This is a genomic window from Mycobacterium sp. 3519A, assembly GCF_900240945.1.
Lineage (GTDB): Bacteria > Actinomycetota > Actinomycetes > Mycobacteriales > Mycobacteriaceae > Mycobacterium.
The window spans coordinates 348029-365685 of sequence record NZ_OESG01000012.1 but is presented as its reverse complement, the minus strand read 5'-3'; the positions used below and the strand labels follow the sequence as shown (position 1 = coordinate 365685).

Sequence of the window (17657 nt, the reverse complement as noted above, 5' to 3'; positions counted from 1 at the left end):
GCTGTCGCGCATCCTTTCGCGCTATCGTCTGTTCCGGTGCGGCTCACATCGGTGAAAGCGATCTATTCACACCTCGCGAAGACCTACGAACGCGATCTGCGCGATGACATGAAGTACACCGCGTACGTCGAGGTGCCACAGCTGATCCTCGATGCGCTGGGGCCGATCCGGGCGAACATCCTCGACCTCGGCTGCGGTACGGGGCTCTCGTCGCTGGTGTTCTTCGAACACGGCCACGACGTCACCGGCATCGACGGCGTCGGCGCCATGGTCCGTCGTGCGCGAAAGTTGCCGTACAAGAAGGTGATTGAACAAGACCTCGAATCGCAGTGGCGGGTCAAGGACTCGTCGTTCCATGCGGCGGTGATGCTCGGCGTGATGGAGTACATCATCTATCCCGCCCGCCTGCTGCGACAGGTACACCGAAAACTACTCCCCGGCGGCGTCTTCGGACTGACCGTGCCCGACAAGAGCGATCTGTATGCGCAGTCCGGGCTCAAATCGTATTCCGCGGACGAAATCCTGCCCATGATCACCGACTCGGGCTTCGAGGTCGTGACGTCGGAGAAGACGCTCGGCTATGAGGATGAGGGCCGGGAAGTCCTGTACTGGAATTACCTCTTACGCAAGATCGCGATCGAATAGTCGACCTGTGTAGCGTGTCGAGCGTGAACTTCTCTCGTTGGCCTTCATTCGTTGCGCTCGCCACCGGTGCCGCGACGCTCGCCGTCACCCTTGCCGCATGCGGTTCGGATTCAACGCCGTCCGCGGCGACGTCATCGTCGGCCTCCGGCACCGACGTGTTCACCGCGCCGTCCATCGCGGAAACCGCAACCGACTCCAGCACCTGCCCGACGGCGCCTCCACCCGCCGACGGCGCACCCGAGTGGACGCAGTCCGGTGCCACCGGCAGTGTCGCGGTCACCGGATCCACCGATACGGTCGCTCCGCTGATCAAGGTCAACGGCCCGTTCAGCGTGACCGACACGCTGGTTCACACGTTGAAGCCCGGCGACGGCCCGGTCGTGCCGCCCACGGCGACGGTGTCGGTCTGCTACATGGGCGTGAACGGACGCGACGGTTCTGTGTTCGACAGCAGCTACGAACGCGGACAAGCCGCCGAGTTCCCGCTCACCGGCGTCGTGCCCGGTTTCCAGAAGGCCATCGCCGGACAGAACGTCGGATCCACTGTGGCGGTCGCGATGACCCCTGCCGACGGATATCCGGAAGGTCAGCCGAGCGCCGGCATCCAGAAGGGCGACTCGCTCATCTTCGCGATCAAGGTCCTCGGTATTTCGGGCTGAGTTAGCCGCCGCCGGTAACCGGGTTCGACGACAGCGGAATGAAGCCTCCGTTGATCCACACGCCCCAGCGTCCGCCCCAACCCGAGTACCACACGACGGGTTGCCCGTCCCAGACGTCGGCCGGCTTGCGGGGCGCCCAGTCCGGCGGCACTTCACCTTGCACGGGCGCGGGCGGCGGTGGTGCGGGGTCAGCGTTCGCGACGGCGGCACCCATGCCGGTGATTGCTGCCGAGAGCCCGCCCGCGACTGCGATCGCAGCCAGAGTGGTCTTGATCGAGGTCATGACATGACTCCAGTGGTGAGACGAAACCGGATCCTTAGCTGACATAAGCATCCTAGCCCACCCTCGGCGCAGCTGGCCGCTCCCCTGCAGCGCCGGTCAGATCACCGACGGATTCCGGCGCACAGCTTGTCCCAGTTGCCCGCGCCGATGCTCTCCCGTTCCGTTTCGCTGAGGTCGGCCTCCTCGAGGAAGCGGCGGCTGCCGCCATCCGCCGCCAGCACATAGGGATAGTCGGAGGCGAACAGAATGCGGTCGGCGCCGAGCACCTCGTGAGACCATTGCAGGTAACGCTGGCTGAACACGCCGCCCGGCGTGACGTAGACGTTGGTGCGCACGTACTCCGAGATCGGCCGGGCGAGGCCGGCGATGTTCGTCATCCTGTCGATGCGGTCGAGGTAGAACAGCATCACCTCGCCCCAGTGCCCGAGAATCAGTTGCAGATCCGGGAACCGATCGAGCACGCCGGCAAGGATCAGCCGGAGCAGTTGCAGACCCGCGTCGTAATGCCACCCGAATCCATGGGTGGCCAACGCGGCGTCGACGGCATCGCCCAGTCCGCTGTAGTAGGCGGCCCGCACGTTCGGTGGCGGCGGCTGCGGGTGCAGGTACAACGGCGCGTTGAGTGCCTCCGCCGCCTCGAAGATCGGCCAGAAGTCACGATGATCGAGATTGCGGTCGCGGGTGCGCCCGTAGAGCATGGCGCCGTTGAACCCGAGTTTCCTGACGGCCCTTTCGAGTTCGGCCGCGGCAGCGTCCGGGGCAGGGGTCGCGAGTGCGGCGAAGCCCTGCAGCCGATCGGGATGGCGGCGCACCGCGTCGGCGAGCGTGTCGTTGGACACCGCTTGTAACGCCACCGCATCCTGCGGGTTGAGGTTCTGCAGCCCAGGGGTGGTCATCGACAGCACGGAGACGTCGAGACCGGTGGCGTCCATCGCGGCGATCCGCTCGCCGTCGAGATCGGTCAGCCGGAGGCCGATTTCGTCATCGGCCGAACTGGCGATGCCGACGTCTCGCCACTGCGGCTCCAGGGCCTGCCATGCGCCGATCAACTCGGGCGTCGCGAAGTGTTCTTCCAAACCGACCAACTTCATTTCCGCGAGCGTAGGAGCGGAATCTGGGTTGGTCCTGTACGTCGGTTCCTAGATCAAGGAGTGGGCGGCGCCGGCGGAAGGATCGGCGGTGCCGCCGGGTCGGCGGGAGGAGCCGCCGGGTCGGCAGGCGGAGTGTCGAAGTATCCGGGGGGCGGCGGGCCGTTCAGCGGGTAGTACCCGGGCGGCAACGGCGGTCCGCCCGTCGCCGGTCCCTTGGGCGGGGGCCCGTTGGACTCGGGGGCGTTGATGGAGACGTACCCGGGCGGCAGTTGCGGCGGCGGGCCAGCACCTGGCGGCGGCCCTGGCGCCCCTTCGATCGGCGCGGTCAGGTTCTCCAGCGGGTTGCCGCTGTGGAAGGTGTGCCACAGATCCCGCAGGTACCCGAAATTGCCCGGCGTCTGCCCGGCGCCGTAGACGGGATTCTGAATCTCCGGCACCGTCGGCGGCCCCGCAGGCGGGGGCGGAGGTGCCGCCAGCGCCCCGGCGTTCGGGTCCAGCACCGGCTGGCCGGGTGGCGGCGGCACGCCAGGAGTCGGCGTCGGTAGCGGCGCAGCGGGTTCCGCGACGGCTTGTCCGGCCGCGGCAAGCGCGCCACCAGCGATGACTGCACCCGCGACTGCCACCCGCACCAGCGTGGCGCGTGTTCGTTCGGTCATGAACCGGTTGTCCTCTCTGGTGGCGCCCCAGAGCGCCGGACCCGACTTCCGAGCAAGGCTAGCGCCTCACCTCGGTCAGCGATACCTGGTTCGTCGTGTGGCTTATCGGTCGATGACGGCCGATGGTTACCGGTGCGCCGGTCAACTAGTCCCGTGGCAGTTGTGTTTGATGGGCCTCGTGGGCAACCTCATCACCGCCGACCACGACTCCGGCGCCGCGGACGTGATGATGAGCAACGGCCTGACGTCCGTGTTTCTCGACGTGTTATTGCTCAGCGGATCCGATCTTGCGCGCACCGACGCCGAGATCGCCACCGTCGTCCGGCTCGCGGAGCATGACCAGTCCATCGTCGGATTCGACGTCTCCGAACTCGGCTGGGCCGCCGACCGGTTCGCAGCACACAAGCGCTTCCAGTTGGCCATGGTCGACGGCGCCGCCGCCGGTCAGCGTTGGCACCTGCTCGACTACGCCCCGAATCACGCAGTGTTCCTGCACAACTTGAACGACGACGACAGGGAGTGCTGCCACCTGTGCAACAACTGACCCAGTTCTCACGGTCGTGGACGGCCCTGCGCTCGACGGTGGCCGAACTCGACGACGCGGACTTTGCGAAACCGTCAGGGTGCGCGGGCTGGCTGGTGCGAGACCTGGTGTGCCACTTGGTCATCGATGCCCAGGATGTGTTGATCACGCTCGTCACGCCCTCGGACGCCGAACCGACGCGCGACGACATCACCTACTGGGAAATCGCCGACGCCCCGCCGAGCGGTGACGACCCACTCGACGCCCTCACCGTCCGGCTGGCCGCCGCCTACGCGGATCCGGGACTGCTGAAGTTTCACCTTGACGATGTCGGTGCTGCGGCGGGCCGCGCCGCCGAACTCGTCGACCCCGACATGCGAGTGCGCACCCGTGAGCAAGTCCTCACCGCGGCCGACTATCTGTCCGCGTACGTCCTCGAATGGACGCTGCACCATCTCGACCTGATCGCCTGTGTTCCGACCGCGTCGGGACCACCCGCGGCGGGCCTGACACGCGCACGGGAAATGCTCGAGAGTATCGCCGGCGCAACGTTTCCCGCGTTGCTGTCCGATGAGGACGCCCTGCTGATCGGCACCGGAAGACGCTCCCCTACCGACGAACAACGCGGCCAGTTGGGCCCGCTGACCGAGAAGCTGCCGCTCATTCTCGGTTGATGAATAGCTGATGCTGAAGTGGCGCACAGTGCGTGCTTACGTTCACTGACGAACATGAGTGGTGTTGTCCTGATCGACGAACCACAAGGAGTGATCAACGATGAAACCCGTCAAGTTCGTTGCCGGCCTGGCCATCGCCGGTGGGCTCGCTGCCGGCGCCGTCGGGATCGGCGCCGGAGTCGCCAACGCCGACCCTGGGCCTGCGCCTGTCCCTGTCGACTGGCATCCGGGGCCGCCCGCTCCGTGGCACGGCGGGCCCGGTTGGGGCGGACCAGGTCCGGTCGGCTGGGCGCCACCGGCTTGGCAGGGTGGACCCATTCCGGGCGGTTGGAACGGCGGCTGGGAGCCTCCGGGCGGAGTGTGCCTGTTCAACTTGTGCGTCTGATCAGGCGTCTTCAGTAGCCGCCCATGTACCCCGGCGATCTCGGCATGGTCGATGGGGGTGTTGTCGTGCTGGTCGTGGTCGTCGAGTTCGAAAGCGCGGGTCCCGTTTCAGTCGGCACCACGGCAACCGCCGCAGCGCCGGCAACGATCACGCCGGACGAACAGATCGCCGCGAGGATCTTCGATGTCATACGTTAGGCACGTCCCGCAGCACCGTGCAGTTCACTTGTCGTCGGCATTCACTTGGCCCACTGTCCTCTCGGTGGGCATGCCGCATGGTCCTGCAGTTCCTCAGCCGCACCCGAATTCGGCAGCGCCGGGTCGGCGCGGCTGGCGAGCACCACGAAGCCCGGCCGGCCGTCGGCCAGATACGCACCCACGACCGCAAGCGTTTCGGCACCCATGTCGTCAGCCCGCTTCGCAAGCAATTGAACAGGATTGGTGGCCACGAGCGTCTCACCCGCCACGGCCAGCGCCTGGTACCGGTGTCCCATCAAGGTTTCGGGGAACGGCGTCCACTGCGGGCCGACCTCGGCGATGCGTCGGCTCAGCGTGTCCCGCACATCGGCGCGGACACAATCGATGTGGATGTGCAGTTGACTCTGTGTTCGCGCGGCGGCGGAGTTGACGGCGAGGCTCATCCAGTCGCGGGGAATGTCGACACCTGCCCGGTCGTCGACGAATCTCCTTGCCTCCCACGCTGGCTCGAAGTAGTTGGGCGCGTTCGGGGCGAGTACCGCGGGGCTTTCGATACCGGAGATCCGCTCGGTGGGAATCAGCAGAAACTGTGTCGCGCCGACGAGATCCTTCAGAACGGCGTATCCGCGCTGCTGTCCCCCGTCGAGGTTCACCTGCGAGCACGGTGCGGGGTCGGCGTGCGCCTGCTGATCCGGCACGCACTGGTCGTGCACGATGGTCCACAGCGCATCCGGATCGGCGCTTGCGGGCGCCGCCAACACCGCGGCGGCGACGACGAACGCCAGAGCGAACGGGAACCATCGACTCACGCCACGGAGGTTACGGCAGCCCCGACAACGGAAAAATTCGCTTCCCCCACACCTCTAGCCTTGGTCCTATGGCGGTGCTGACCTCTCAGCAAGACGACTTCCCGCGTTGGTACCAAGACGTGCTGACCAAGGCCAAGCTGGCGGACAACGGGCCAGCGCGCGGAACGATGGTCGTCAGGCCCACCGGCTACGCGATCTGGGAGCGCATGCAGGCCGAAGTGGACGCCCGCATCAAAGCCGCAGGCGCGCAGAATGCCTACTTCCCGTTGCTGATACCGATGAGCTTCTTCGATCGCGAGGCCCAGCACGTCGAGGGTTTCAGCCCCGAACTCGCGGTCGTCACGCACGGCGGCGGTAAGGAACTCGCCGAACCGCTTGCCATCCGCCCGACCAGCGAGGCGGTGGTCGGTGAGTACATGGCGAAGTGGATCGACAGCCACCGCGACCTCCCGCTGCTTCTCAACCAGTGGGCCAACGTCGTCCGGTGGGAGCTGAGACCGCGAATCTTCCTGCGTACCACGGAGTTTCTCTGGCAGGAGGGCCACACCGCGCACGCCAACCAAGCCCAGGCCGGCCAGTACGCCCGCCGCATCCTGTCCGACGTCTACCAAGATTTCCTGGTCAACGTGCTCGCGATGCCCGTCATCGTCGGCCGCAAGACCGCCGCGGAGCGGTTCGCCGGCGCCGAGAACACCATGACCTGTGAGGGCGTCATGCGCGACGGCAAGGCACTGCAGATGGCCACCTCACACGAACTCGGCCAGCGGTTCAGCCGCGCATTCGGTATCAGCTACTCCGACGTCGACGGCGCCAGCGAGCTGTGCTGGACGACGTCGTGGGGCGCGTCCACCCGGATGCTGGGTGGTCTGATCATGTGCCACGGCGACGACCATGGGCTGGTTTTGCCGCCAGCGCTGGCACCCGTGCAGGCCGTTGTCGTCGTGGTCAAGGACGACGACGGTGCGGTGTCGAAGGCCGGTGCGGCGTTGGTCGACGACCTAGCGGCCCGCAACGTGCGGGTGATCCTCGACGACAACGTCGACCACTCCTTCGGCAGGCGTGCCACCGATTGGGACCTGCAGGGGGTGCCGATCCGGGTGGAGATCGGGCCACGCGATTTGGCGGACAACGCCGCGCTGCTGTACCGGCGCGACACGCGCGAGAAGTCCACAGTGGGCGTCGACGAGGTCGCCGACCGGGTCGCCCACCTCCTCATGCAGATGCAGGACGACATGCTCGCGGCCGCGACGGCCCGCCGCGACGCGGCCGTCACCGACTGCACCTCGATCGACCAGGCCCGCGAGGCCGCGCAGTCGGGCGTGGCACGGCTGCCGTGGAAAACCGTCGGCGTCGCGGGCGAACAGGATCTCGCGACCCGCGGGCTGACGGTGCGGTGCCTGCATCGGGCAGACGGCTCGCTGCCCGACACCGATCACGACGACGACGCGCTCGCCTACGTCGCCAGGGCCTACTGAATCGTCACCTTCCGTTAAGAAAGTTGTGGTCGGATGCCGCGGTGATGCATCCAGTTGACGATTTGGCCGACGCGATCGACGGCCTTCGCGCCGACTACGACGCGACTCCGTACACCTCGAACTCATTTCCACAGTCGGCGCCCGGGTTGCTGGCCGCGGTCGCATGGCTGTTCGGGTTGGAGACGCCCGATCTGGCGACGGCCCGCGTGCTCGAGATCGGCTGCGCCAGCGGGGGTAACCTGCTCCCGTTCGCGGCGGCGCATCCGCATGCCCGCGTCGTTGGCATCGACTTGTCGCAAGTGCAGATCGACCAGGGCAGGCTGCGCGCACACGCGCTGGGCCTCGACAACCTGGAGTTGTTGCCCGGCGATATCGCCGAGTTGGATCTGGATGCGTTGGGCCAGTTCGATTTCGTCATCGCACACGGCGTCTACAGCTGGGTGCCGCCGGAGGTGCAGGAGGCGCTGCTGGCCGCCTTCCGAAGGTTGCTCGCACCGCAGGGCGTCGCCTACCTGAGCTACAACGTGTATCCGGGCTGGAAGTCCAAGGAGGTGTTGCGCGACGCGATGCTGCTGGCCAGCGGCGGCAGCACCACACCAGAAGAGAAGGTGCACGAGGCCAGGCGCATGGTCGACTTCCTGGAGGAAGCGCAGTCCGCGGACAGCGCGCTGGCGCGGATCATCGCCGACTCCAAGAGCCACGCATTGGGGTTCGCCGATTCGTTCCTCCTGCACGACGAACTCGAGACGTTCAACGCGCCGTGCTACTTCTACGAGATGCTCGGCCGCGCAGGCGCACACGGCCTGGTGTATCTGGCGGAGGCGCGTCCCGAGGCGATGGTGCCTGCCAACTACGGACCGAAGGTCGCGGAGTATCTGCTCGAAAAGTGCGGCGGCGTCCAGGTTTTGGTGGAGCAGTATCTCGACTTCGTCGCCGATCGCACGTTCCGCGAAACCCTGTTCGTACATGCCGAGCGCGCGCAACGGATTCGCTACAACCCCGACCCGTCGCGATTCGGCCGTTTCCACATCGCCGTGTCGGCGCCGCCCGTCGACGGCGAAACCCGGCTGGACCACTCGCGTCAGGAATTCGACCAGGGCGACGGTGCGACGCTGTTCACCAACGATCCGGGGGTCAAAGCCGCCCTGGACGCACTCACCGCGCGCTGGCCGTGGACGCTGTCACGCGAAGATCTGGTGGATGCGGTGCACGAGCGGTTGGTCGCCGCCGGGCTGAATCCCAGTGACGGCATCCCGGACCTCGTCGACAACCTGATGGGCGTGCTGACACTGCAGGGGCAGGGGCGCTGTCGACTGCACCCGGTATCGCCCGAACCCGTGACCGGCAATCTGCGGCTCGACGAAACCGCAAGGCGCATGGCGCAGTTGACGCGCAACGACAGTGAGGCGTCGACCTTCAACCTCTGGCACGAGACGCAGGTGTTGTCGCCGCTGGACCGGCTGGCGCTGCCACTGCTGGACGGCAGCCGCGATCGCGACGCGTTGCTCGCGGCGCTGGCGGCGGGCACGGCTGAGCGCGCGATGCCGACGGACCACCACGCGCTGGCCGCTTACGTCGACGGGTTGCCGCAGCGTCTCGCGGAGATGAAGTTGCTACGGCTTGGTTAGTGTGAGGCCCGCGCGATCGGGTATGCGTCCCGCGTATGACCGCTCAACCACCGGATCCAGATCCGGCACGCACCCCCGGCCTCGAACCCGGCGGTGGCGTCGCACCCGGTGCGACTCCGCCCGACTCGGCGCAGACCTCCGGACTCGGCGAGCCTAAACCCCGGCCGAGGCGACGGCTGACACCCGCGACCGTGGTCGGGCTGATCGCCGTCGCGGTGCTGGTGCTGTTGTTCGCCGCCGTCGCCGTCGGACTGCTCGTCGAGATGTAGCTCCCCCTCGGAGCCTCAGGCGATGATGCGGACCAGATACGGCGTCATGTTGGTGGTCCGCACCGCCGACACCGCGACCCCGCTGTCGGTGGTTTCGACCATCTGACCGTTGCCGATGAACAGCGCGACGCTCTGCGTGCCATCGGGACCGTAGAACAACAGATCGCCGGGCAGCGCCTGCGACGGCAGCACCTTCTGACCCACCTTGTACTGCTCACCCGAGGACCGCGGCATCTTGATGCCGACGCCCGCGAATGCGTAGACGATCAGACCTGAGGCGTCGAACCCGACCCTGCTGATGCGTTGTTCGGCGCTCGGCGCGGCGACAGGGGTGAGGCCCGCGGTCGCGGGCGTGGTGACCGGGGCGAGGCTCAGGCCGGCCGTGCCCGCGCTCGGAACAAGCGGCGCGGCAGGCAAACCCGGCTCGGCGGCGACCGCTGGTGTCTCCACTGCAACCGTGCCGAGGCTGGGACCCGACGCATCGCCGCCGCCATAGGCGAACGGAACGCCGCGCTGTGACAGTGCCCGTTGGATCACAATGTTGATCGCCTGTTGGCGGGTAGCGTCGGCGGTCGCGATACCTGGTGTCGCGATCAGCAGAGCCAACCCGAGCATCACGGCGCAGATGCGTTTCATTCGTGCTTCCTTTGTTCTCGTGGCGGGGTCGCCACACCTGTTTCGATGCGGTTTCCGGGCACCCTTGACCGCGTTGCCGAGCTAATTAACACCAGTCACTATATTCACTTCAGCAACACAGCGAAGCCGCTGAACTAGCTTTTACCCAGGTCAACGCAGGATTCTTTGTCGTACCGTGACCATGCCGGTGAAGATCTGTGACCGACGCCCGAGAACCCACTAGCGTGGCTTCCGTGCCGTCGACGAGGTCGTTTCGCGATCGGGATCTGTCCGGAGCCCGGTTCGAACGAGTCGACCTCAGCGGCGCCCAGTTTCGCGGTGTCGAGTTCACCGGCAGTCGGATGCGCGGGGTCGAACTCGTCGACGTCGAGATCAGCGGCGAGGTGCGCAACGTCGTTGTGAACGGGGTCGACATCGCACCTCTCGTGGAGGCCGAACTGGACCGCCGCATGCCCCAGCGGGCCATGATGCGGCCCGAGGACAGCGACGGTTTCCGCGACGCGTGGGCGATCCTCGAGCAGCTGTGGAAAGCCACGGTGGCACGGGCGATGACGTTGACTGAAGCGGCACTGCACCAAAGCGTCGACGACGAGTGGTCGTTCATCCAGACCCTTCGCCACCTGAACTTCGCGACTGCGGCGTGGGTGGGCCGGATGGCGCTGGGCGATCCGTCGCCGTGGCATCCGTTGGACCTGCCATGGGATGAGGCGCCGGGGTGGGACGGCATCCCCTGGGACCGCGACGCGCAACCGTCGCTCGACGAGGTGCTCACCGTCCGGCGTGAGCGCCAGGCAATGGTCCGGAGTTTCCTGGAGTCCTTGACCGACGCCGCCCTTGCCGCCGCGGTGACCCGCGCCGAGCCGGGCTGGCCCAGATTGACCGATTTCCCACTGCGGCAATGCCTGCTGATCGTGTTGAACGAAGAGTGGCTGCACCGCTTGTATGCCGAGCGCGACCTGGACGCACTCACGCAACAGGCCTGACGCGCCTACTTCGGTCCTGGCAGCCGCAACACCAGTCGCGCGCCGCCCAGCGGGCTCGCCTCCAGCGCGGCGGTGCCGCCGTGCAACTCGGCTTGTTGAGCCACCAGAGCCAAGCCGAGGCCCGACCCGGAGCGCGCCGCTGTCGAGCCCCGCGAGAATCGCTCGAACACGGTGGCGCGCTCCTCCTCCGGCACACCCTCGCCGTTGTCGTCGACGATGATCTCGACGCCGTCGCTGGAACTCTCTGCGCTGAGCCGGATTTCGGTGGCACCGCCGTGTTTGATCGCGTTGGTGATCGCGTTGTCGATCACCAACCGCAGGCCCGCGGGCAGCCCCACCATCAACACTGTGGTCGAACTCGCCAGTGACACATGAAGATTCGGGTAGTTGCGCATCGCGTCGTGCGCCGCGCGGTCCAGCAGTTCGGTGATGTCGACCGGGACGAAGTCGTCGACGGTGGTCAGTTCGCCTTGGGCCAGCCTCTCCAGCGCGGTCAGCGTCGCCTCGATCCGGCTCTGCGTTCTGATGATGTCGCCGACCACTTCCTTGCGCTGCTCGTCGCGCAGGTCGAGCGTGGACAGCACCTCGAGGTTGGTCCGCATCGCAGTCAGCGGGGTACGCAGTTCGTGGGAGGCGACCGCCGCGAAATCGCGGGCGGATTCCAGCGCCGCCCTGGTGCGACGTTGTTCGTCACCGATGCGGGCGAGCATGCCCTCGACCGCCTCGGCGATCTCGACGGCCTCCTGCACGCCGCGCACCTGCACCTCTTCCGGTTTGGACTGCGCGTTGATCGCGCGGGCCTGCTGCGCCAGCACCCGGAACGGGTTGATCATGATCAGCCACATCACCCAGCCGACCAGGACGGTGCCGATGATCACCCCGCCGCAGATCAGCAGCACGCGGCGGTGGAGTTCGTCGATGCGGTGCTCGGTCTCCGACGTCGGCGCCCCGACGGCGACCGAAGCCATTCCCGCGGAGAAGGTCCGGACCCGGTACTCGACACCGTTGATCGTGGTGTTGGCGTAGCCGTTCTCGAACTGCGGCAAGACGATGTCGCGGGGCACCGAGACGGTGCCGCGGCCGATGCGGACGGTGCGCACCAGACCACCGTTCGCCTGAGGCTGCTCGTCGGTGTTGTTTTGGACGCTTCTCAGCAGCGTGTTGATGTCTCCGAGGCTGCTCACGGAATCCAGTCGGCGGTCGAGCTGGCTGTACTGATCGTTGGTCACCCCGAACCAGACCCAGGCGCCCAACGTGATGACCAGGGCAACCACGGAAAGTGCCGCGACGATGACGATGATGCGCAGCGAGAGCACGCGCTGCATCAGCAGCCTCGTAGCGCAGGACCGGACATGCCTGACATCTTGCCGGATGTCAGCGGTTGCTGATTACGCCACCACCAGCGAAAGTCGCGCCGTATGGTCGGGGTTGTCGTTGGAAGCTGGCTCAAAGAGGAGCATTGACCCATGGCTATCATCGAAACGGATGCGGCGCCCCAGACTCCGTTCGACCGGGAAGTCGCCGCCGCCCAGCAGTACTTCGACAGTCCGCGCTTCGACGGGATCATCCGCCTCTATTCGGCGCGGCAGGTGGTCGAGCAGCGCGGCACCATCGCCACCGACTACACCGTCGCCCGCGAGGCGGCCGAGGCGTTCTATCCGCGGCTGCGCGAGTTGTTCGCCCAGAAGAAGAGCATCACCACATTCGGCCCGTACTCCCCCGGGCAGGCCGTCGCGATGAAGCGGATGGGGATCGAGGGCATCTACCTCGGCGGCTGGGCGACGTCGGCGAAGGGCTCCACCACCGAGGACCCCGGGCCCGACCTGGCCAGCTATCCGCTCAGCCAAGTGCCTGAAGAGGCCGCGGGCCTGGTGCGGGCGCTGCTCACAGCGGACCGTAACCAGCAGTATCTGCGCGTGCAGATGACCGAGGAACAGCGCGCCGCGACGCCCGCCACCGACTTCCGACCGTTCATCATCGCCGACGCCGATACCGGCCATGGTGGAGATCCGCACGTGCGCAACTTGATTCGTCGCTTCGTGGAGGCCGGTGTGCCGGGCTACCACATCGAGGATCAGCGGCCGGGCACGAAGAAGTGTGGCCATCAGGGCGGCAAGGTGCTGGTTCCGTCGGACGAACAGATCAAGCGACTCAACACCGCGCGGTTCCAGTTGGATGTGATGCGTGTGCCGGGCATCATCGTCGCCCGCACCGACGCCGAGGCTGCCAACCTGATCGACAGTCGCGCCGACGAACGCGATCAGCCTTTCCTGCTCGGCGTCACCAACCTGAAGATCCCGTCCTACAAGGCCTGCTACCTGGCGATGATGCGACGCTTCTACGACTCCGGCCTCACAGAACTCAACGGTCATCTGCTCTACGCGCTGCCCGACGGCGAATACGCCGCCGCCGACGCCTGGCTGGAACGGCACGGCATCGCGGCGTCGGTCGCCGAGGCCGCGGCCGCGTACCAGGACGGCGCGGATCATTCGATCGACGCGATCTTCGACAAGGTCGAATCGGAGTTCGTGGATGCGTGGCAGGTCGACGCCGGCCTGATGACCTACGGCGAAGCGGTCGCGGACTTGCTCGAGTTCCGCGAGAGCGAGGGCGAGCCACCCGACATGACCGTCGCCGAGTGGCGCGAATTCGCCAAGCGCGCACCGTTGTACACCGCCCGCGAGAAGGCGCGGGAACTCGGCGCCGCAGTCGGCTGGGACTGCGAACTCGCGAAGACGCCGGAAGGCTACTACCAGGTGCGCGGGGGCATCCCGTACGCGATCGCCAAATCGCTGGCGGCCGCGCCGTTCGCGGACATCCTGTGGATGGAGACCAAGACTGCCGATCTGGCCGATGCGCGCGAGTTCGCCGACGCGATTCACGCGGTGTACCCGGACCAGATGCTGGCCTACAACCTGTCGCCGTCGTTCAACTGGGACACCACCGGGATGACCGACGACGAAATGCGGGCCTTCCCCGAGGAACTCGGCAAGATGGGCTTTGTCTTCAACTTCATCACCTACGGCGGCCATCAGGTCGACGGCGTGGCCTCCGAGGAGTTCGCCACCGCGCTGCGGCAGGACGGCATGCTTGCGCTGGCCCGGTTGCAGCGCAAGATGCGTTTGGTCGAATCTCCATACCGGACACCGCAAACACTGGTCGGCGGGCCGCGCAGCGACGCCGCGCTGACGGCGTCTTCGGGCCGCACGGCCACCACCAAGGCGATGGGCAAGGGGTCCACCCAGCATCAGCACCTGGTGCAGACCGAGGTGCCGAAGAAGCTGCTCGAGGAGTGGCTGGCGATGTGGGGTGAGCACAACCAGATCGGCGAGAAGCTGCGTGTGCAGTTGCGGCCTACGCGGCCGGGCTCAGATGTGTTGGAACTGGGCATCTTCGGGGAACGTGAGGGCGGCGAGGACGAGAAACTCGCGAACGTGATCGTCGACCCGATCAAGGACAGGCACGGTCGCAGCATCCTGACCGTGCGCGACCAGAACACCTTCGCCGAGAAGCTGCGCAAGAAGCGACTGATGGACGTCATTCACTTGTGGCTGATCCACCGCTTCAAGCCCGAGATCGTCTATTACGTCACGCCGACCGAGGACAACATCTACCAAACCGACAAGATGAAGTCGCACGGCATTTTCAGTGACGTCTATCAGGAGGTCGGCGAGATCATCGTCGCCGATGTGAACCAGGCCCGCATCGACGAACTGCTCGCACCCGACCGCGAGGCGCTGGGCAGGCTGATCCGCAAGGAGGACTGAGTCAGTACGGGTAGCTGTGCAGGGCAATTGCGAAGAACAGGTACGCCACGCACAGCAGGGAGTTGAGTAGCAGCAGCACCAGGCCCGCCACGATCAGCCCCCGCGCAAGTCGACGCTGACGACGCTTGAGCCTCGTGTGGCGTTCCTCGCGCTGGAACTCGGTCGCGGCGATCGCGAAACTGACGTCGGTCAACTCGGCTTCGCATGCAGGCGCGCCTGCGGAGATCTGCCTCAGTCGCGCGGCGGGGATGGTGACGCCGACGCCGTCGAAGCGTCGACTCATCCGTCGTGCCTGGCCGCGAGTCAGCGCCCGGTCGTGCATCAGGATGCGACTCGACGGGCGTGTCACGAGTCATGATTTTAGGTCTGCGCCTACGGCGACGTTGCCGTTCCGCCCGAAGTCGTTCCGTCGGAAGTGGAGTCGCCAGACGTGGAGTCGTCCGGGGCGGTGCTCCCGGCGGTCGATCCGTCCGGTGTGGTGCCGGTTGACGACGTGCCAGCGGACGTCGTGGTGCCACCGGATGTGGTGGGCTCGCTGGTCGGCGCCGTCGGGGCGCTCGACGAAGTAGTCGGTGACGAGCTCGAGATCGGAGTCGGCGACGCTGTCGACTCCGCTGGCGCGGACGGACTCGGCGTCGCAGTAGGCGACGGTGACACGGCCGACGTTGGTGACATCGTTTGCGACGCCGTCGGTGACGTCGCAGTGGACGGCGCCCCCGGCGTGGCCGTCGCCGATGCCGTCGACGAGGAGACCGTTCCAGTTTGGTCGGCCAGGACTTCCTTGATCTGAGCGCTGAATTCCGCCAGGTCATCGTCGATCTGCTCGATCTCTTCCGGCGTCAACCCACCTGCGGCTATCTTCGCGTTGAGGTCGTCTTCGTAGTCTTGGATCCGCCCCCAGATTTCCTCGAGTTCGGTTCTGTTCGCGTCGGTCAGAGGGCCGTCGACTGTGATGAAGAGCTGTTCAGCGAGAGCGTAGGTCATGCAGTTCACGCAGTCGTAGTTGAGTGCGCCTGCGAGATTCTGCGGGGCTGCGACGTTGTCGTCGGTGTTGTCGGTGTCGATGACCAGAACCACTTGATAGGCGACGGCGACTGCGGAGCATGAGTCGCAGGATGCGTAGGCCTGCGCCTCGTTCACACTCATCGCATCGCGGCCATCCTCAACCCACACCATCGCGAACGCGACTTCGTAATCCGTTGTGTTGTCGGTGGTATTGAAGACCAGGGCTTGGTTGTCGTCCGGGGACTCCCGCACCAATGGCTTGCTGACCGGGAAGACCCAACCTTGATCCGCGGTCGTTGTCGGAGCGGCGAATCCGCCACCGCCCCCGCCACCGACCATTGCTCCGGAAACCTTGGTGGGCACCAGAATCACCGCAAGTTGCGGATGGGTGAAAGTCGGCGGCCTGGTGGTATCCCACACGGCGCTCATGACCCCGCGCTGACCTCTGGCGAGCGTGCGGGATGCCGCGGCGGGTTTCGGCGCTGCGATGGTTCGCGAGGGTTGCTCCATACGCTCGACCCCGAGCGCGTAGGCGATGTCGCCGACGGTGCCGCGCTCCCATGGCGCAATAGGCCGGTACTTGCCATCACCCGGCCACCACGCGTACGCGATTCCGGCCATCACCACTGCGCCGAGCAGGATGGCCAGCATGCGCAGGACCGGCTTGCCGGCCGTACTCCGCATGGCGCCGACGATGCTTTGCCGCGCGATTCGAACCAACATGTATGCCACGCCTGCGACCGGGATGAGGATCGCGATGATCGCCAGCACACGCGCCGTGGCCTGGATGACGTCGCCATCAGCCCAGGCGGTCATGAACACCGCCTGCTGCTTACCCAGGGCCGACCACGCCGTACCGATCAGGCGCGGAAGCGCGAGAATGGCACCGGCGAGGGTGCACAGCAACAGTGGCACGACCACCATCACCCACACGCTCACCAGCACGCGGGCCCACGGCTTGAGCATCCGTGCGTGCGGGTCGCCCCACCGCCACGGAAGCAGGCCCAGCAGCGTCGGTTTGATGCGTGAGTACAGATCCGGCACCCCGGTGATGTCGGCCAACACGTGGTAACCGTCGAACCTCACCATCGGCCCGAGTTGGCGGATCATCTGCAGTATCTGGGTGGCGACGACCAACAGCAGCGCGTCGTATCGCAACCACCACCACAAACCGGTGATCGCAACCGCCACAATCGCGTTGAAGTACAGCCCACCGAGGTCGGTACGTACCCGTCCGGCGCGGCCGAGCCGGTACGAATCAGTGACGTCGGTGTAGAAGGCCGGCCAGACCAGGTAGACCCCGAAGCCCATCACGCCCGGCGTCGCCCCTCCGTACCTGGCGGCAGCCGCATGGCCGAACTCATGGAAGCCTGCCGAGAAGATGGTGACCGCGAAAACGAGAATCAGCAGTCCTGGGCGCTCGAAGGCGTCATAGGCGGCGTGCGCCAACCCTTTCCGGAAAAACACCCACCAACACACGACCGCGAAGGCCGCGAGCAGTGGAACGACCATCCACGGTCGAAACAGGAACCGGAACGGGTCGGTGAGCCGTTTCGTGCGCTCGGGCTCGGTCACCGCGTAACGGAACCGCAAGCCCAGCAACGGATTCCGTTTCTTGGTCCGTGGCTGGCTACCGTCTGGCAGAACCACGAGCCCGAGCGGGCGCAACTGCTTGTCGACGAGGTGGCGGATATTGTCTTCGTTGACGTCCCGGCCGGTCGAGTCGGATACGGCCGCGGCCACTTCCTCCGCGGTACGGCGACCATCGATCTCGCGCAGCGTCGCGTACAGCAGCGGGGTCAATTGGACGGTCTGGCCGTCGGCGCGGCGGACCAGGGAGGGCGGGACCTTGTAACCAGATCCCGCCATCTCCCCGATCAGCTCGACACCGTCGGCCCGTTGCAGCACCGCCGGTGATGGCGGTGCTGCATGCTCGGTGGTCGCAGTCACCTTGTGCTCCCTGAACAGACGG

Annotated in this window: 19 protein-coding genes; 11 read left to right on the top strand and 8 right to left on the bottom strand. The window is 66.4% G+C overall.

Annotation, left to right across the window (positions count from 1 at the left end):
* Positions 1-36 precede the first annotated feature (36 nt).
* Both C1A30_RS03975 and C1A30_RS03970 read left to right on the top strand, forming a co-directional pair.
* Positions 37-645, top strand: a complete 609-nt coding sequence (locus C1A30_RS03975) for a class I SAM-dependent methyltransferase (RefSeq protein WP_142392540.1) — start codon at positions 37-39, stop codon at positions 643-645.
* 14 nt (positions 646-659) lie between these two features.
* The gene (locus C1A30_RS03970; protein ID WP_101946954.1) at positions 660-1304 is read left to right on the top strand and encodes an FKBP-type peptidyl-prolyl cis-trans isomerase; all 645 of its coding nucleotides are present in this window, start codon (positions 660-662) and stop codon (positions 1302-1304) included.
* 1 nt (position 1305) lies between these two features.
* Here C1A30_RS03970 and C1A30_RS03965 read toward each other — a convergent pair whose 3' ends face one another.
* The 3 genes from C1A30_RS03965 to C1A30_RS03955 all read right to left on the bottom strand — a co-directional run bounded on the left by C1A30_RS03965 (position 1306) and on the right by C1A30_RS03955 (position 3334).
* Positions 1306-1587 (bottom strand): hypothetical protein, encoded by a 282-nt coding sequence (locus C1A30_RS03965; protein WP_200828151.1) that lies wholly within the window; start codon positions 1585-1587, stop codon positions 1306-1308.
* Positions 1588-1688: 101 nt separating this feature from the next.
* On the bottom strand, positions 1689-2678 hold the full coding sequence (locus C1A30_RS03960; RefSeq protein WP_101946953.1) for an amidohydrolase family protein: 990 nt from the start codon (positions 2676-2678) through the stop codon (positions 1689-1691).
* Between the two features lie 53 nt (positions 2679-2731).
* A complete protein-coding gene (locus C1A30_RS03955; RefSeq protein ID WP_101946952.1) occupies positions 2732-3334 on the bottom strand; it encodes a hypothetical protein in 603 nt (200 codons plus the stop codon).
* A 169-nt stretch (positions 3335-3503) separates the two neighbouring features.
* Between C1A30_RS03955 and C1A30_RS03950 the strand changes: the two genes are divergently transcribed.
* The 4 genes from C1A30_RS03950 to C1A30_RS35530 all read left to right on the top strand — a co-directional run bounded on the left by C1A30_RS03950 (position 3504) and on the right by C1A30_RS35530 (position 5113).
* A complete protein-coding gene (locus tag C1A30_RS03950; RefSeq protein ID WP_142392539.1) occupies positions 3504-3878 on the top strand; it encodes a hypothetical protein in 375 nt (124 codons plus the stop codon).
* Positions 3875-4531 (top strand): maleylpyruvate isomerase N-terminal domain-containing protein, encoded by a 657-nt coding sequence (locus C1A30_RS03945; RefSeq protein WP_101947617.1) that lies wholly within the window; start codon positions 3875-3877, stop codon positions 4529-4531. The genes C1A30_RS03950 and C1A30_RS03945 overlap by 4 nt, the downstream gene beginning before the upstream one ends.
* A gap of 100 nt (positions 4532-4631) precedes the next feature.
* Positions 4632-4916: a hypothetical protein gene (locus C1A30_RS03940; protein WP_101946950.1), complete on the top strand. Its 285-nt coding sequence runs from the start codon at positions 4632-4634 to the stop codon at positions 4914-4916.
* Between the two features lie 23 nt (positions 4917-4939).
* Entirely contained in the window at positions 4940-5113 is a 174-nt protein-coding gene (locus C1A30_RS35530; RefSeq protein ID WP_160112683.1) for a hypothetical protein, read from the top strand.
* A gap of 41 nt (positions 5114-5154) precedes the next feature.
* Here C1A30_RS35530 and C1A30_RS03935 read toward each other — a convergent pair whose 3' ends face one another.
* Entirely contained in the window at positions 5155-5922 is a 768-nt protein-coding gene (locus C1A30_RS03935; protein WP_101946949.1) for a CDP-diacylglycerol diphosphatase, read from the bottom strand.
* A 68-nt stretch (positions 5923-5990) separates the two neighbouring features.
* Here C1A30_RS03935 and proS point away from each other — a divergent pair, with 68 nt between their 5' ends.
* The 3 genes from proS to C1A30_RS03920 are packed head-to-tail and all read left to right on the top strand — an operon-like array spanning position 5991 to position 9294.
* Positions 5991-7397, top strand: a complete 1407-nt coding sequence (gene proS, locus C1A30_RS03930; protein ID WP_101946948.1) for a proline--tRNA ligase — start codon at positions 5991-5993, stop codon at positions 7395-7397.
* A gap of 44 nt (positions 7398-7441) precedes the next feature.
* A complete protein-coding gene (locus C1A30_RS03925; RefSeq protein WP_235009686.1) occupies positions 7442-9025 on the top strand; it encodes a methyltransferase regulatory domain-containing protein in 1584 nt (527 codons plus the stop codon).
* A gap of 35 nt (positions 9026-9060) precedes the next feature.
* Positions 9061-9294: a DUF6480 family protein gene (locus C1A30_RS03920; RefSeq protein WP_101946946.1), complete on the top strand. Its 234-nt coding sequence runs from the start codon at positions 9061-9063 to the stop codon at positions 9292-9294.
* A gap of 15 nt (positions 9295-9309) precedes the next feature.
* On the opposite strand, the gene ripD is transcribed toward C1A30_RS03920, so the two are convergent.
* Complete coding sequence (gene ripD, locus C1A30_RS03915) at positions 9310-9930, bottom strand: NlpC/P60 family peptidoglycan-binding protein RipD (RefSeq protein ID WP_101946945.1); 621 nt, start codon at positions 9928-9930, stop codon at positions 9310-9312.
* A gap of 233 nt (positions 9931-10163) precedes the next feature.
* Between ripD and C1A30_RS03910 the strand changes: the two genes are divergently transcribed.
* Positions 10164-10913, top strand: a complete 750-nt coding sequence (locus tag C1A30_RS03910; RefSeq protein ID WP_200828150.1) for a DinB family protein — start codon at positions 10164-10166, stop codon at positions 10911-10913.
* Positions 10914-10918: 5 nt separating this feature from the next.
* Here C1A30_RS03910 and C1A30_RS03905 read toward each other — a convergent pair whose 3' ends face one another.
* Complete coding sequence (locus tag C1A30_RS03905) at positions 10919-12238, bottom strand: sensor histidine kinase KdpD (RefSeq protein ID WP_101946943.1); 1320 nt, start codon at positions 12236-12238, stop codon at positions 10919-10921.
* A 141-nt stretch (positions 12239-12379) separates the two neighbouring features.
* Here C1A30_RS03905 and aceA point away from each other — a divergent pair, with 141 nt between their 5' ends.
* Positions 12380-14680 carry an isocitrate lyase ICL2 gene (gene aceA / locus C1A30_RS03900; RefSeq protein ID WP_101946942.1) on the top strand — a complete coding sequence of 767 codons (2301 nt, stop codon included), beginning with the start codon at positions 12380-12382 and terminating at the stop codon, positions 14678-14680.
* A 1-nt stretch (position 14681) separates the two neighbouring features.
* On the opposite strand, the gene C1A30_RS03895 is transcribed toward aceA, so the two are convergent.
* Together C1A30_RS03895 and C1A30_RS03890 are read right to left on the bottom strand one after the other, a co-directional pair.
* Positions 14682-15029 carry a hypothetical protein gene (locus C1A30_RS03895; protein ID WP_235009638.1) on the bottom strand — a complete coding sequence of 116 codons (348 nt, stop codon included), beginning with the start codon at positions 15027-15029 and terminating at the stop codon, positions 14682-14684.
* Between the two features lie 23 nt (positions 15030-15052).
* On the bottom strand, positions 15053-17635 hold the full coding sequence (locus C1A30_RS03890) for a hypothetical protein (protein WP_101946940.1): 2583 nt from the start codon (positions 17633-17635) through the stop codon (positions 15053-15055).
* Positions 17636-17657 lie beyond the last annotated feature (22 nt).

Excerpts from the sequence above, each read along its gene's own strand:
- C1A30_RS03920 (WP_101946946.1), top strand. The coding sequence starts at position 9,061 with ATGACCGCTCAACCACCGGATCCAGATCCGGCACGCACCCCCGGCCTC.
- proS (WP_101946948.1), top strand. The coding sequence starts at position 5,991 with ATGGCGGTGCTGACCTCTCAGCAAGACGACTTCCCGCGTTGGTACCAA.
- C1A30_RS03940 (WP_101946950.1), top strand. The coding sequence starts at position 4,632 with ATGAAACCCGTCAAGTTCGTTGCCGGCCTGGCCATCGCCGGTGGGCTC.
- C1A30_RS35530 (WP_160112683.1), top strand. The coding sequence starts at position 4,940 with ATGTACCCCGGCGATCTCGGCATGGTCGATGGGGGTGTTGTCGTGCTG.
- C1A30_RS03950 (WP_142392539.1), top strand. The coding sequence starts at position 3,504 with ATGGGCCTCGTGGGCAACCTCATCACCGCCGACCACGACTCCGGCGCC.
- C1A30_RS03965 (WP_200828151.1), bottom strand. The coding sequence starts at position 1,587 with ATGACCTCGATCAAGACCACTCTGGCTGCGATCGCAGTCGCGGGCGGG.
- ripD (WP_101946945.1), bottom strand. The coding sequence starts at position 9,930 with ATGAAACGCATCTGCGCCGTGATGCTCGGGTTGGCTCTGCTGATCGCG.
- aceA (WP_101946942.1), top strand. The coding sequence starts at position 12,380 with ATGGCTATCATCGAAACGGATGCGGCGCCCCAGACTCCGTTCGACCGG.
- C1A30_RS03905 (WP_101946943.1), bottom strand. The coding sequence starts at position 12,238 with ATGCAGCGCGTGCTCTCGCTGCGCATCATCGTCATCGTCGCGGCACTT.
- C1A30_RS03960 (WP_101946953.1), bottom strand. The coding sequence starts at position 2,678 with ATGAAGTTGGTCGGTTTGGAAGAACACTTCGCGACGCCCGAGTTGATC.
- C1A30_RS03925 (WP_235009686.1), top strand. The coding sequence starts at position 7,442 with ATGCATCCAGTTGACGATTTGGCCGACGCGATCGACGGCCTTCGCGCC.
- C1A30_RS03955 (WP_101946952.1), bottom strand. The coding sequence starts at position 3,334 with ATGACCGAACGAACACGCGCCACGCTGGTGCGGGTGGCAGTCGCGGGT.